Source organism: Methylobrevis albus (assembly GCF_015904235.1).
Taxonomy (GTDB): domain Bacteria; phylum Pseudomonadota; class Alphaproteobacteria; order Rhizobiales; family Pleomorphomonadaceae; genus Methylobrevis_A; species Methylobrevis_A albus.
Genome location: NZ_JADZLT010000050.1, coordinates 559,050 through 573,543, shown reverse-complemented (window position 1 = coordinate 573,543; position 14,494 = coordinate 559,050). Strand labels below are relative to the sequence as shown.

Annotated in this window: 9 protein-coding genes; 5 read left to right on the top strand and 4 right to left on the bottom strand. The window is 70.0% G+C overall.

What is annotated here, in order from left to right:
• Positions 1-60: 60 nt before the first annotated feature.
• The gene (locus I5731_RS12305; RefSeq protein WP_197311671.1) at positions 61-768 is read right to left on the bottom strand and encodes an HAD family hydrolase; all 708 of its coding nucleotides are present in this window, start codon (positions 766-768) and stop codon (positions 61-63) included.
• Positions 769-877: 109 nt separating this feature from the next.
• Positions 878-3,214: a bifunctional diguanylate cyclase/phosphodiesterase gene (locus tag I5731_RS12300; protein WP_197311670.1), complete on the bottom strand. Its 2,337-nt coding sequence runs from the start codon at positions 3,212-3,214 to the stop codon at positions 878-880.
• Positions 3,215-3,558: 344 nt separating this feature from the next.
• Between I5731_RS12300 and urtA the strand changes: the two genes are divergently transcribed.
• The 5 genes from urtA to urtE all read left to right on the top strand — a co-directional run bounded on the left by urtA (position 3,559) and on the right by urtE (position 9,565).
• Positions 3,559-4,866, top strand: coding sequence for an urea ABC transporter substrate-binding protein (gene urtA / locus I5731_RS12295; RefSeq protein ID WP_197311669.1), 1,308 nt, complete (start codon positions 3,559-3,561; stop codon positions 4,864-4,866).
• A gap of 233 nt (positions 4,867-5,099) precedes the next feature.
• Complete coding sequence (urtB, locus tag I5731_RS12290) at positions 5,100-6,740, top strand: urea ABC transporter permease subunit UrtB (protein ID WP_197311668.1); 1,641 nt, start codon at positions 5,100-5,102, stop codon at positions 6,738-6,740.
• Positions 6,737-7,885 (top strand): urea ABC transporter permease subunit UrtC, encoded by a 1,149-nt coding sequence (gene urtC, locus I5731_RS12285; RefSeq protein WP_197311667.1) that lies wholly within the window; start codon positions 6,737-6,739, stop codon positions 7,883-7,885. The genes urtB and urtC overlap by 4 nt, the downstream gene beginning before the upstream one ends.
• A 5-nt stretch (positions 7,886-7,890) precedes the next feature.
• A complete protein-coding gene (gene urtD, locus I5731_RS12280; RefSeq protein ID WP_197311666.1) occupies positions 7,891-8,649 on the top strand; it encodes an urea ABC transporter ATP-binding protein UrtD in 759 nt (252 codons plus the stop codon).
• Positions 8,650-8,869: 220 nt separating this feature from the next.
• Complete coding sequence (gene urtE, locus I5731_RS12275; RefSeq protein WP_197311665.1) at positions 8,870-9,565, top strand: urea ABC transporter ATP-binding subunit UrtE; 696 nt, start codon at positions 8,870-8,872, stop codon at positions 9,563-9,565.
• Positions 9,566-9,884: 319 nt separating this feature from the next.
• Here urtE and I5731_RS12270 read toward each other — a convergent pair whose 3' ends face one another.
• Both I5731_RS12270 and hrpB read right to left on the bottom strand, forming a co-directional pair.
• On the bottom strand, positions 9,885-11,570 hold the full coding sequence (locus I5731_RS12270) for a methyl-accepting chemotaxis protein (protein ID WP_197311664.1): 1,686 nt from the start codon (positions 11,568-11,570) through the stop codon (positions 9,885-9,887).
• Positions 11,571-11,778: 208 nt separating this feature from the next.
• Positions 11,779-14,259 carry an ATP-dependent helicase HrpB gene (hrpB, locus tag I5731_RS12265; protein ID WP_197311663.1) on the bottom strand — a complete coding sequence of 827 codons (2,481 nt, stop codon included), beginning with the start codon at positions 14,257-14,259 and terminating at the stop codon, positions 11,779-11,781.
• Positions 14,260-14,494: the final 235 nt, after the last annotated feature.

Sequence of the window (14,494 nt, the reverse complement as noted above, 5' to 3'; positions counted from 1 at the left end):
TCCGCCCGCGGCAAGGCTTCCGGCCGATCCTCTCTTGCAAGAATCCGGCCGCGGCCCGTCCTAACTGATCGTCTCGACGAGGTCGATCACCTCGGCGAGCGCGGCAATCTTGCGGTAGCGCGGCTCGTTTACCGGCTCGTCGTGGTGCTCCAGCGCCCAGGTGAGGTCGTGCGGCACGTGCACGCCCCAGCCGCCGGCCCGGAGCACCGGCACCACGTCGGATTTCAGCGAGTTGCCGATCATCATCGCCCGCGCCGGCCCGTCGCCGTGCCGGGTGAACACCCGCTCGTAGGTCGCCGCCGTCTTGTCGGACACGATCTCGACCGCGTCGAACAGTTCGCCGAGGCCGGAGGCGGCGAGCTTGCGCTCCTGGTCGAACAGGTCGCCCTTGGTGACGAGCACGATCCGGTAGCGCCCGGCGAGCGTCTCGAGTGTCTCGCGGGCCCCCGGCAGCGTCTCGACCGGATGCTCCAGCATCTCGCGCCCCGCGGCGAGGATCTCGGCGATCACCGCGGACGGTGCCCGCCCCTCCGTCACCTCGATCGCCGTCTCGATCATCGACAGCGTGAAGCCCTTCACGCCGAAGCCGTAGAGCCGGAGGTTGCGCTTCTCCGCCTCCAGCAGCCGCTGCGACAGGTGCTCGGGCGCGGCATGGTCGGCGAGCAGCGCGGTGAAGCGCCGCTCCGTCAACTGGAAGAACTGCTCGTTCTGCCAGAGCGTGTCGTCGGCGTCGAAGCCGATCGTGGAGAGGAGGGGGGCAGGAGGCATCGGAGGCCATCGCACTCGGGCATCGGGGCGCCGGGGCGTGAGCCGCCGACGCTTGCCGATAGCACGTCGGCGCCCGCGCCGCATCCGTCCCCGCAGGCGTCGCCGGCCGTCAGGCGCTGCCCTTGAGCCGACCGTCCTTCGCCGCCTCGCCGACCACGACCGGCCTGCCGAACAGGTAGCCCTGCAGATGGGTGCAGCCCTCCTCGACGACGATGCGCCGCTGCTCCGCCGTCTCGACGCCCTCGGCCACCACCGCGATGCCGAGGCTGCGGCCGAGGCCGGCGATGGCGCGCACGATCGCCCGGGCGCTGCGGTCGCGGTCCATCGCCGCGATGAAGCTGCGGTCGATCTTGATCTTGTCGAACGGGAAGCTCTGCAGGTTGCTGAGCGAGGAATAGCCGGTGCCGAAATCGTCCATCACGATCCGCACGTCGATCGAGCGCAGCCGCTTCAGCACCGTCAGCGCCGACGCCCGGTCCTTCATGAGGCAGCTCTCGGTGATCTCGAGCTCCAGCCGCTCGGGCGGCAGGCCGGTCTCGGCGAGAATCGCCCCGACGACGCTCGCAAAGCTCGTCGAGCGGAACTGCACCGGCGACACGTTGACGGCGATCGAGACGTCGTCCGGCCAGTGCACCGCGGTGGCGCAGGCCTCGCGCAGCACCCATTCGCCGAGGGCGAAGATCGAGCCGCTCTCCTCGGCGATCGGGATGAAGACGTCCGGCGGCACCATCCCGTGCACGGGATGGACCCAGCGCAGCAGCGCCTCGTAGCCGACGCAGCCGTTGTCGCTCGCGCGGCAGAGCGGCTGGCAGGCGAGCCGCAGTTCGCGGCGTTGCACCGCATGGTGCAGATCGGCCTCCAGCGCGCGGCGGTGGCGGATCTCCGAATCGATGTCGCTGGAATAGAACACCGCGTTGCCCCGGCCGGTCGACTTCGACCGGTAGAGCGCGACGTCGGCGGCATGGAACAGCGCGGCGCCGCCCGGTGCGTCTTCCGGATAGAACGCGACGCCGATGCTGACGCCGACGGCCTTCGGGTCGGTTTCGACGTTCATCTCGGCCGCGAACACCTCCAGGATGCGCGCGACCAGCAGGCGCGCGCCATAGGGCTGCGGCTGTTCGGCCTGCAGGATCACGAACTCGTCGCCGCCGATCCGCGCCACCGTGTCGTGCGGCTGGATGGCCCGCCGCAAAATATCCGCCACCTGCTTCAGCACCGCGTCGCCCTCGGCATGGCCGAAGATGTCGTTGACCGCCTTGAAGCGGTCGAGGTCGAGCACCAGCAGGGCGAGCGAGCCCTTCGTCGTCGCGGCGCGGGCGACGGCGGCGTCGAGGCGCTCGGACAGCAGCGTCCGGTTCGGCAGGTCGGTCAGGGCATCGTGGCGGGCCATGTGCTCGATCTGGCGCTGCGCCGCACGCTTTTCGGTGAGGTCGCGCACGGCGAGCACCTGGCTTGGGCGGCCGCGATATTCGATGGTGTGCACGCCGACCTCGAACGTCCGGTCGCGCGCATGGCGCGGCGCGGCCTCGATGACGCTCTCGGGCCGCATCAGGATGCCTTGCCCGTCGGCGACGGCCAGCAGCGCGTCGGGGTCCTCGCCGACGATCGCTCCTTCCTTGCCGCCGAGCAGGCTGACGAAGCGCCCGTTCGCCTCGACGATGCGCCCGTCGCGCACGATGGCGATGCCGTCGAGGGTGGCGTCCGCAAAGCCCTTAAGGTCGGTGAGGTAGCGGTCGATCACCACCGCGCCCGTCGTCGTCAGCGTCAGCACCGAGGCGGCCGCGGCGATCGCGCCGACGAGCCAGGCCGAACTCGCCGCATCCGCCGCCGGGCCGACGAACAGCGGGTCGGGCACCAGCAGCGTCGCCGACATCGCGGTGAAATGCAGCGTGCAGACGGCGAGGACGCCGAACAGCGCCGGACCGATCACCTGCAGCCGGCCGTGCGGAGCATTGGCGAAGTGCAGCCCGGCGGCGAGCAGCAGCCAGGCGCCGACGGCCCCGACCGCGATCGGCGGAACATCGTAGCTGACCCGCGCCGTGGCATCGATCGCGCCCATGCCGATGAAGTGCATCGCGGCGATCGCCGCCGTCATCGCCGCGGCCGCGGCGAGCACGCCGAAGCGGCCGGCGGCGTCGCGCAGCCACAGGCTGAAGCCGAGGCCGGCGATGATCGCCACGGCGGAGAGCACGGTGAGCGCGACGTCGAACGAGAGCGGCACACTGCCGCGATAGGCGAGCATGGCGACGAAATGCGTCGCCCAGACGCCGAGGCCGCCGACCACGGCGGCGAGCGCCAGCCAGGCGGGCCGGCGCGAGGCCTCGCACTCCCGGCTGCGGGCGATCAGCAGGGCGAAGGCGGTCATCCCGGCGAGCGAGATCGCGGCGGCGATCGCCACCACGACCCGGTCGTGCTGGACGGCGATGCACTCGAGGACTTTGAACACTGGCCCGTCTCCGCCGCGATCGCACCGACGTGCGCGACCTGTCCGAAGGGCCAGCCTCAGCCCGCCGTCTTTAACCAAACGTTGATTTTTCTATGCGTTTTATCCATTCGGCGGCATTTCCACAGGAAGTGTCACCAACGAATTTTTGGTCGGCAGTGCCCGAGTTCGCGCCGCGGCGACCGGGCCGGCGCCCCTGGCGTCCCGCCGAAAAGCGCCGAAATCCGCGGCATTCCGCGCGTTACGTCAATCGACGTATATGCTGCAGCGCACGATCCGGCCGACATTTCCCCCGAGCGGTAGCGCCAGCGTCACCGCGCCAAATCATGACGGGGAGCACTATTTCGATGTCGTCGAACGGCACCATCCGCAAGTTCACCACCGGCGCCCTCGCGGGCATGCTGGCGGCCACCGCCCTGATGACCGCGGGTTCCGCGCTCGCCCAGGAAGAGACCATCAAGGTCGGCATCCTGCACTCGCTGTCGGGCACGATGGCCATCTCCGAGACGACCCTCAAGGACGTCATGCTGATGCTCATCGAGCAGCAGAACGAGAAGGGCGGCCTGCTCGGCAAGAAGCTCGAGGCCGTCGTCGTCGACCCGGCGTCCGACTGGCCGCTGTTCGCCGAAAAGGCGCGCGAGCTGATCAGCCAGAACGGCGTCGCCGCCGTGTTCGGCTGCTGGACCTCGGTGTCGCGCAAGTCCGTGCTGCCGGTGTTCGAGGAACTGAACTCGGTCCTCTTCTACCCGGTCCAGTACGAGGGCGAGGAAAGCCAGCGCAACGTCTTCTACACCGGCGCCGCCCCGAACCAGCAGGCGATCCCGGCCGTCGACTACCTCGAGGCCGAAGAAGGCGTCGAGCGTTGGGTCCTCGCCGGCACCGACTATGTCTACCCGCGCACCACCAACAAGATCCTCGAGGCCTACCTGCTCGCCAAGGGCGTCGCGCCCGAGGACATCATGATCAACTACACGCCGTTCGGTCATTCCGACTGGCAGACGATCGTGTCGGACATCAAGGCGTTCGGCTCGGCCGGCAAGAAGACCGCCGTGGTCTCCACCATCAACGGCGACGCCAACGTTCCCTTCTACAAGGAACTCGGCAACCAGGGCATCAAGGCCGAGGACATCCCGGTCGTCGCCTTCTCGGTCGGTGAAGAAGAGCTCGCCGGCATCGACACCACCCCGCTCGTCGGCCACCTCGCGGCCTGGAACTACTTCCAGTCGGTCGAGGATCCGATCAACGACGAGTTCATCGCCGCCTGGAAGGCCTACAAGGGCAAGGACACCGCCGTCACCAACGATCCCATGGAAGCCCACTACATCGGCTTCAACATGTGGGTGAAGGCCGTCGAGGCCGCCGGCACCACCGACAGCGACGCCGTGATCGACGCCCTCGTCGGCGTGGCGGTTCCGAACCTCTCGGGCGGCTACTCCTCGATGGGCCCGAACCACCACATCACCAAGCCGGTGCTGATCGGCGAGATCCAGGACGACGGCCAGTTCGAGATCGTCTCGCAAACGCCGGGCCTCGTGCTCGGCGACGAGTGGTCCGACTACCTCGAGGGGTCGAAGGACCTGATCTCCGACTGGCGCAAGCCGCTCGCCTGCGGCAACTTCAACGTCGTCACCGGCAAGTGCGGCGGCGCGAGCTGATCCGTCCCGAAGCGCCCGCCCCGCAGCGGGCGCTTCCCTGACCTCGCGGCGTGGCCGATGTCCGGCCGCGCCGCCCCATTCCAGACAACCCGTCTCGAACGACGGTCCCCCCTCGCCGCAAGGCCGGGCGGGACCGATCGGGTCCGGCTGCGCGGCACGCAACGTGCTTCGGCGCAAGCGTTCGGCCCGATCCAGAATCGCGACGAACCGTGCAGTGACCGGAGCAGGGCCCCATGTCGAAAACCCGCGACCTTCTGGCTGCCCTCGTGATCCGGCTGACCTTCGTGGTCGCCCTTTTCGCCGCCGTGCTGATGCCGGCCGCCGCCCAGTCCACCGACGCCGAGCTGAAGCTGCTGGTCGACGCGCTCGCCGCGCGCGGCTTCTCGGAAACCGAGGACGCGATCAAGGCGCTCGCCTTCACCGGCGACGACCGCGTCGCCGCCGTGCTGGGGGCGCTCGGCGAGGGCAACCTCTTCGTCGGCAAGACCAGCAAGCAGGTGGTGATCGGCCGCGCCGCCGGCCGCGACCTCGTGCTGACCGACCCGGTCACCCGCGCCGAGATCGGCACCGAGCCGTCGGCCGCCTATACCAAGATCCGCGTCAACAACCGCCTGCGCCGAACCATCCAGGCCGCAATCGGCACGTTGACCCTGCTCAGCGACAACCCCGTCACGCGCCGCGCCGCCGCCGAGGCGGTGATGAAGACCCGCGATCCGGAGACGATTCCCGCGCTCGACGCCGCGATCGCCGAGGAGACCGACGCCGGCATCCTGCAGGTGATGCAGGAGGCACGCGCCGCCGCAGTGCTTAATTCCGATGCAGCCGAGGCCGACAAGGTGGCGGCGATCGCCACCATCGCCGGCCGCGGCGACCGCGAGTCGCTGTCGATCCTGACCCAGTACATCGCCGCCCCCGGCGAGGTCGGCGTCGCCGCCCAGGCTGCGGTCGACGACGTCAACACGACGATCGCGCTCTGGAACGCCGGCCAGAACATCTGGTTCGGCGTCTCGCTCGGCTCGGTGCTGCTGCTCGCCGCGATCGGGCTCGCCATCACCTTCGGCGTGATGGGCGTCATCAACATGGCGCACGGCGAGATGGTGATGATCGGCGCCTACACCACCTTCGTCGTGCAGCAGCAGATCCGGATGTATGCCCCGGGCCTGTTCGACTTTTCGCTGCTGATCGCCCTGCCGCTCGCCTTCCTCGTCGCCGGCGCCATCGGCGTCGCCATCGAGCGCGGTGTCATCCGCTTCCTCTACGGCCGGCCGCTGGAAACGCTGCTCGCCACCTGGGGCATCTCGCTGATCCTGCAGCAGGCCGTCCGCTCGCGATTCGGCGCGCAGAACCAGCAGGTCGGCAACCCGTCGTGGATGTCGGGCTCGTTCGACGTCGGGCTGATCTCGATCACCTACTCCCGACTTTGGATCGTCGTGTTCGCCATCTTCGTCTTCTTCGCGCTGATGGCCCTCCTGAAGCGTACGCCCTTCGGCCTGCAGACCCGCGCCGTCACCGCCAACCGCCAGATGGCGAGCGCCATGGGCATCCGCACGCCGTGGATCGACGCCATGACCTTCGGCCTCGGCTCGGGTGTCGCCGGCATTGCGGGCGTCGCGCTCAGCCAGATCGAGAACGTCAGCCCGAACCTCGGCCAGGGCTACATCATCGACAGCTTCATGGTCGTGGTGTTCGGCGGCGTCGGCAACCTCTGGGGCACGCTGGTCGGCGCGCTGACGCTCGGCATCGCCAACAAGTTCCTCGAGCCCTACGCCGGCGCCGTGCTCGGCAAGATCTTCGTGCTCGTCTTCATCATCCTCTTCATCCAGAAGCGGCCGCGCGGGCTCTTCGCTCTCAAGGGCAGGTCGATCGAAGCATGATCACGCACTTCATCCTCAACGGCCTCGACCGCCGCGCCGGCATCGTCGTCGCCCTGCTCGTCGCCATCGCGATTCTGGTGCCGGTGCTCAACCTCGTGGTGCCGCCGTCGAGCCCGTTCCACGTGCCGGGCTATACCCTGGCGCTGTTCGGCAAGTACCTCTGCTACGCGCTGCTCGCGCTGTCGCTCGATCTCGTCTGGGGCTACTGCGGCATTCTCTCGCTCGGCCACGGCGCCTTCTTCGCCCTCGGCGGCTACGCGATGGGCATGTACCTTATGCGCCAGATCGGCCCGCGCGGCGTCTACGGCGACCCGGTGCTGCCCGACTTCATGGTGTTCCTGAACTACCAAGAACTGCCGTGGTTCTGGCACGGCTTCGACATGTTCTGGTTCGCCGCGATCATGGTCGTCGTGGTGCCCGGCCTGCTCGCCTTCGTGTTCGGCTGGTTCGCCTTCCGCTCGCGCGTCACCGGCGTCTACCTCTCGATCATCACCCAGGCGATGACCTTCGCCCTGCTGCTCGCCTTCTTCCGCAACGACATGGGACTCGGCGGCAACAACGGCCTGACCGATTTCAAGGACATCCTCGGCTTCAACGTCCAGTCGGCCGAAACCCGCTCCGGCCTGTTCGCCGCCACCGCGCTCTCCCTCGCGCTCTCGTTCTGGATCTGCAGCTCCGTGGTGCGCTCCAAGGCCGGCAAGGTGCTGATCGCGGTGCGCGACGCGGAAAGCCGCACCCGTTTCATCGGCTACCGGGTCGAGCACTACAAGCTGTTCGTCTGGACGCTGTCGGCGATGATGGCCGGCGTCGCCGGCGCCCTCTACGTGCCGCAGGTCGGCATCATCAACCCGTCGGAATTCGATCCCGCCAACTCGATCGAGGCGGTGATCTGGGTCGCCGTCGGCGGCCGCGGCACGCTGATCGGCCCTATCATCGGCGCGGTGCTGGTCAACTTCGGCAAGACCTGGTTCACGGCGGCGCTGCCCGAGGTCTGGCTGTTCGCCCTCGGCGCGCTGTTCGTCCTCGTCACGCTGTTCCTGCCGAAGGGCATCGTCGGCACCGTCCAGCTCGCCGCCGCCTCCTGGCGCGAGCGCCGGGCCGCCGCGCCGGCCGCCGTCGCCCTCGATCCCAAGCCCGCGGAGTAAGCCCGATGACCGACGCCGCCATCGCCGAGGGCTCGCTGCTCTATCTCGACAACGTCCACCGCTCCTTCGACGGCTTCAAGGCGATCAACGGCCTGTCGCTGGTGCTCGCCCCCGGCGAGATGCGCGCGATCATCGGCCCGAACGGCGCCGGCAAGACCACGATGATGGACATCATCACCGGCAAGACGCGCCCCGACAGCGGCGACGTGCTGTTCGAGGGCCGCGTCGACCTCACGCGGCACGACGAGGCCGAGATCGCCATCATGGGCATCGGCCGCAAGTTCCAGAAGCCGACGGTGTTCGAGAGCCATACGGTCGCCGACAACCTCGAGCTCGCGCTGCGCGCCAAGCGCGGCCCGTTCTCGACCCTGGTGCACAAGACCACCAGGGCCGAATACCAGCGCATCGACGAGATCCTCGCCACGATCCGCCTCACCGAGCGCCGCAGCTGGCTCGCCGCCAACCTCAGCCACGGCCAGAAGCAGTGGCTGGAGATCGGCATGCTGCTGGCACAGGAGCCGAAACTCCTGCTCGTCGACGAGCCGGTCGCCGGCATGACCGACGACGAGACCGCCGAGACCGCGATCCTGCTTCGCAAGATCGCCGAGACCCAGTCGGTCGTCGTCGTCGAGCACGACATGACCTTCGTCCGCGACCTCGGCGTCAAGGTGACGGTGCTGCACGAAGGCTCCGTGCTGGCGGAGGGCTCGCTCGACGTCGTCAGCAGCAACCCGAAGGTGATCGAGGTCTATCTCGGGCGGTGAGGGGAGGGCGGCGAGCGCCGCGGCTCGCGGCCTCACCCCTCTCCCCGACCCTCCCCCACAAGGGGGGAGGGGGCGCCGGATTCGGCGGTCGTGAACATTCTGAAGCTCGGTCCCTGCCGCCCTGCACGGACCTTGCGGAGCCCCCTCTCCCCTTGTGGGAGAGGGTTGGGGTGAGGGGTGGGCCGCTCGGCACGGGCTGACGGAAGGAAAGAGGCGGAAGATGCTCAGCGTCGAGAACATCAATCTCCACTACGGCGCCGCCCAGGCGCTGAAGCAGGTGTCGGTGACGGCCGAGGTCGGCAAGGTCACCTGCGTGCTCGGCCGCAACGGCGTCGGCAAGACCTCGCTGCTGCGCTCGATCGTCGGGCTGAAGCCGATCAGTGCCGGCCGGATCATGTGGGAAGGCGAGGACATCTCGAAGCTCGCGCCGCACGACCGCGCCCGCAAGGGCATCGCGATCGTGCCGCAGGGCCGCGAGATCTTCCCGCTGCTCACCGTGAAGGAAAACCTCGAGACCGGCTACGCCCCGATCGCGCGCCGAGACCGTCACGTCCCCGACACGGTCTACGACCTCTTCCCCGTGCTGAAATCCATGCTGCGGCGCCGCGGCGGCGATCTTTCCGGCGGCCAGCAGCAGCAGCTCGCCATCGGCCGCGCCCTCGTCACCCGCCCGCGCCTGCTCGTCCTCGACGAGCCGACCGAGGGCATCCAGCCCTCCATCATCAAGGACATCGGCCGCGCCATCGAGTTCCTGCGCGGCCAGGGCACCATGGCGATCGTGCTCGTCGAGCAGTATTTCGAGTTCGCCCGCGATCTCGCCGACCATTTCGCGGTGATGGACCGCGGCGAGGTGGTGCTCTCGGGCACCAAGGCCTCGATGAACGAGCAGGAAGTGCGGCGCTGGATGACGGTGTGAGGGGGCGGACCCAGGTCGCCCATCTCGCAGGCTGGCCAACGGATCGGCAGGATCGTGCCGCGTGGCCTCCCCCCTCCCTGTCCCTCCCCCGCTTCGCAGGAGAGGGGACGAAGGAGGTTAGGGCACCATCTTCAGCAACGCTTCGATTCGGCGAAACGACCGTTGTTCGAAAGGCTTATCGCCCATCGTCCCCTCTCCTGCGAAGCGGGGGAGGGACAGGGAGGGGGGAGGCCGCACGGCAGAGCCCAGCCCCACCACCATAAAGAAGCGGCGCCGGATCGCTCCGGCGCCGCTTCGATCCGTCAACCCAATCCCGTCCTCAGGCGGCCCGCACCCGGCGGATGAAGCCGTCGACCTGGGTGCGCAGGGCTTCGGCCTGGCGGGCGAGGTCGCTCGCGGCCGAGGTGATCTGGCCGGCGACGCGGCCGGTGTCGTCCGCCGCCTTGCTGACGCCGACGATGTTGGTGGAGACTTCCGTCGTGCCGCGCGCCGCTTCGTCGACGTTGCGGGCGATCTCGCCGGTCGCGGCGTTCTGCTCTTCCACCGCCGAGGCGATCGAGGAGGAGATCTCGTTGATCTCCTTGATGGTGCCGCCGATCATCGCGATCGCGCCGGCGACGTCGGATGTGCCGGCCTGCACGGCGCCGATCTGCGCCGAGATTTCGCCGGTCGCCTTGGCGGTCTGCGCGGCGAGGTTCTTCACCTCGGTCGCGACCACCGCGAAGCCCTTGCCGGCCTCGCCGGCGCGCGCCGCCTCGATAGTGGCGTTGAGCGCGAGCAGGTTGGTCTGCGCCGCGATCTCGCTGATGAGGTTCACCACCTCGCCGATGCGCTGCGCATTGGCGACGAGGCCGGCCGCGGCGGTGCTGGTCGCCTGGGCCTGGTCGGAGGCGCGGCCCGAGACGGTCGCGGCGTTGGTGACCTGCTGGCCGATCTCGCCGATCGAGCTCGACAGTTCCTCAGCCGCGGCGGCCACGGTGCGCACGTTGACCGAGGCCTGTTCCGAGGCGGCGGCGACGGCGTTCGACTGCCGGTTCGTCTCCTCGGCGGCAGCGCTCATGGCGGCGGAGTTCTGCTGCAGTTGCGACGCGGCGGCCGACACCGTGCGCACGATGCCCATCACTTCCGCCTCGAAGTCGTCGGCCATGCGGTTCATCGCGGCCTTCTGCTCGGCCGCGGCGCGGGCCTTGGCAGCTTCCTGTTCCGTCTCCAGCGCCTTCACGGCGATCGCGTTCTGCTTGAACACCTCGACCGAACGCGCCATCAGGCCGACTTCGTCCTTGCGGTCGCGGCCGGTGATGTCGACGGCGAGGTCGCCGGCGGCGAGCCGCTCCATGATCTTGGCGGTGTTCTGCAGCGGCCGCGAGATCGCGAACACGGCAACGCCGATGCCGAGGCCGAGGGCGCCGATCAGGGCGCTGCCGACCACGATGTAGTTGAGGTTCGCCGCGTCGTGCGCCATGACCGTTGCGGCGTCGGACGCCTCGTGGGCGCTGTCGATGAGGCCTTCCATCTTCTGCCGCATCTCGTCACGCAGCGAGGTCAGGGCCGGGTCGAAGTTCTCTTGCAGCCGCTTGCGCGCCTCGTCGCGATTGCCGTCGATCGCGAAGGCGACGCTGGCTTCGGCGGTCGCGATCACCTGGTCGAATCGCCCGAGATAGGAGTCTCGCGTCGCGGCGAGCTCGGGGTCCGCGGCGACGGCGGTGTCGAGCCGCTCGACGAACTCGCCCCGAACGTCGGCGAAGCGCTTCAGGATCTCCCGGATCTGGTCGGGTTCGTTGCGCGAAAACGAGCGGTAGGCGACGTCGCCGAGGCGGTAGACGCGCTGGTTGGCGCGCGCGATCTCGAGCGCAGCGGTATACTCTCCGTTCATCACGGCGGTATTGGCAGTATCGACTTCGATCATCTTGTCGCCGCCATAGACCGCGGAAAAGACCGACACGGCTCCCATCAGCAGCACGACCGCTGCGATCTTGTAGGCGATCTTGATATCCTGAAAGCGCATGGTCCTGTTCCAGTTTCCGGTCGATGGAAGACGAGTTGTTATGATGACCAGAAATTGAGCGATCAGAGCTAACAATTGGCTAATTTCGTCCGGGGCACAGGTCCGTAGGTGTTTGTGCGTCTATGAATTCTGCGGCAACCGCCCGTCATCCTCTTTCATTACGTAAGTCTACGGATGGCGGAAGCGCGCGCCGCGCCGTCCTTTCGAATCACGACGTCCCGCGCGGCTTGGCCCGGCTCGTCGCCGGCGCCGCCAGCGGGTCGTCCGGCCAGGGGTGCTTCGGGTAACGGCCCTTGAGATCCTTCGCGACGTCCTTCCACGAGCCGCGCCAGAAGCCGGGCAGGTCGCGCGTCGTCTGGATCGGCCGATGCGCCGGCGACAGCAGCACGAGCAGCAGCGGCAGCTTGCCGCCGGCGACGCTCGGATGCCGGTCGAGGCCGAAAAGTTCCTGCACCCGGATTTCCAGCGCCGGCCCGTTCTCGGCGCCGTAGTCGATCGGCAGCCGCGAGCCCGAAGGCGCGTCGAAGTGCGACGGCAGCAGCGCCTCCATCTCGCGCCGCCGCGCCCACGGCAGCAGCCCGTCGAGCGCGCGGCCGAGGTCGTCGGCGTCGATCGCGTCGAGCCGCGCCTTGCCGTGGATCTGCGGCGCCAGCCAATCTTCCGCGGTGGCCGCGAGCACCGATTCGGAAAGATCCGGCCAGTCGCCGCCGATCGTCGCGGCGAGGAACGTCGCCCGCGCCCGGAGCGCCCGTTGCTCCTTCGTCCACGGCAGCCGGTCGAGGCCGCGCGCCGCCGCCTCGCGGACGAGCAGCGCGGCCACCGCGCCGGGGTCGGGCTCGGCCAGCGGCTCTTCCGACAGCACCAGCGCGCCGAGCCGGCGCACCACGCGCGCCCGCACCGCCCGCGCCGCCGCGTCGAAGCGCAGCGTCTCCTCGCGCCGGATGCGGGTCCCGAACAGCGCCTCCACCTCCGCCGCCTCGATCGCTGCGCCAAGCCGGATGCGCGACGCCTGCGCCGGGCCGGTCAGGTCGGCGACGACGAGGAACGCGCTTCCCGCCAGCGGGCTGGTTTCGGGCAGCGCGCCGCCGCGGCCGTTCGCGAGGCGAAACTCGCCGCGCCGGCCGCGCGCCTGCGCCACCCGGTCGGGATAGGCGCGGGCGAGGTGGCGGCCGAGCCGCGCCTCGTCGCCGGCGCCGGCCCCGCTGCCGTCGCCGCCCGCGAGCCGCGCGAAGCGCCGCACCAGCGCCCGCGCATCGTCGGCGCGCGGACCCCGCTCGGCGCGGAACCGCCGCAGCCGGTCGGCGAGGTCGGTGCCGTCGCCGCCGAGCCCGTGTTCGGAGACGAGCACCGCGATCTCGGCGGCGAGCCGGCCGTCGCCCTCCGGCCCGGCGGCGACCACCATGTGCGCAAGGCGCGGGTGCAGCGGCAGCCGGGCGAGCCGCCGCCCCGCCGCTGTCACCCGCCCGTCCGCATCGAGCGCGCCGAGGTCGGCAAGCAGCGCCCGCGCCTCCGTGAAGGCCGCCGCCGGCGGCGGGTCGAGGAAGGCGAGCCCCCCCGCATCGGCCGATCCCCAGACGGCGAGGTCGAGCGCGAAGCCGGCGAGGTCGGCCTCGAGGATTTCCGGCCGGTCGAAGGCGGCGAGCGCCCCGGTCTGCGCTTCCGCCCACAGCCGCCAGCAGACGCCGGGCTCGGTGCGCCCGGCACGGCCGCGGCGCTGGTCGGCGCCGGCCCGCGAGACCCGTGTCGTTTCGAGTCTGGTCAGCCCCGTCGCCGGCTCGTATTTCGGCCCGCGCGCATAGCCGGCATCGACGACGATGCGCACGCCCTCGATGGTGAGCGAGGTCTCGGCGATCGAGGTCGCCAGCACCACCTTGCGCCGTCCGGGCGCCGCCGGCCGGATCGCCCGGTCCTGTTCGGCGGCGGTGAGCGCGCCATAGAGCGGCGCGATCTCGGTGTCCGCCGGCAGCCGGCTGCCGAGCCGCTCGGCGGTGCGGCGGATCTCCGCCTGTCCCGGCAGGAAGGCGAGCACCGAGCCCGGATCCTCGCCGAGGGCCCGGAGGATCACCGCCGCCACCTGGTCTTCCAGCTTGAGCGCCGGATCGCGCGCGACGTGCCGGGTCTCGACCGGGAACGCGCGGCCTTCGGAGCTGATCACCGGCGCGTCGCCGAGCAGCCGCGCCACCCGCGCGCCGTCGATCGTCGCCGACATCACCAGGATGCGCAGCTCCGGCCTGAGCGCCGCGGCCGCCTCCAGCGCCAGCGCAAGGCCGAAGTCGCCGTCGAGGCTGCGCTCGTGAAACTCGTCGAAGATCACCGCGGCGACGCCGGCAAGCTCCGGATCGTCGAGGATGCGCCGGGTGAACAGGCCCTCGGTCACCACCTCGATCCGCGTCGCCTCCGACACCTCGGCGTCGAGCCGCACCCGGTAGCCGACCCGCTCGCCGACCCTCTCCCCCAGCGTCTCCGCCATCCGCCGCGCCGCGGCGCGCGCCGCGATGCGGCGTGGCTCGACCAGCAGGATCGTCCCGTCGCCGCGCCATGGCGCCGCCAGCAACGCCAGCGGCACCCGCGTCGTCTTGCCGGCGCCGGGCGCCGCCACCAGCACGGCCTTTTCCGTCCGCGCCAGCGCCGCGACGAGCTCCGGCAACACGGCATCGATCGGCAGGGAAGGGGCGGTGGGCAAGGACATCGCCGCGTTGTCGCCCCGGCCGGCGCTCCATGCAAGGGGAGGGCGCGACGCCGGCTGCGGACCGGGGCCCACCCCTCTCCCTGTCCCTCCCCCACAAGGGGGGAGGGGACGAAGAACGCGGGCGCTTGTTCTCTTGCAACCTCTCACCGGTCTGCAACGTCATGAGACGAACGTCGGCGAAATCCGGCGTCCCCTCCCCCCTTGTGGGGGAGGGACAGGGAGAGGGGTGGGCGGC

Coding starts and splice junctions, on each gene's coding strand:
- urtA (WP_197311669.1), top strand. CDS start 3,559: ATGTCGTCGAACGGCACCATCCGCAAGTTCACCACCGGCGCCCTCGCG.
- urtB (WP_197311668.1), top strand. CDS start 5,100: ATGTCGAAAACCCGCGACCTTCTGGCTGCCCTCGTGATCCGGCTGACC.
- I5731_RS12270 (WP_197311664.1), bottom strand. CDS start 11,570: ATGCGCTTTCAGGATATCAAGATCGCCTACAAGATCGCAGCGGTCGTG.
- urtD (WP_197311666.1), top strand. CDS start 7,891: ATGACCGACGCCGCCATCGCCGAGGGCTCGCTGCTCTATCTCGACAAC.
- urtC (WP_197311667.1), top strand. CDS start 6,737: ATGATCACGCACTTCATCCTCAACGGCCTCGACCGCCGCGCCGGCATC.
- hrpB (WP_197311663.1), bottom strand. CDS start 14,259: ATGTCCTTGCCCACCGCCCCTTCCCTGCCGATCGATGCCGTGTTGCCG.
- I5731_RS12305 (WP_197311671.1), bottom strand. CDS start 768: ATGCCTCCTGCCCCCCTCCTCTCCACGATCGGCTTCGACGCCGACGAC.
- urtE (WP_197311665.1), top strand. CDS start 8,870: ATGCTCAGCGTCGAGAACATCAATCTCCACTACGGCGCCGCCCAGGCG.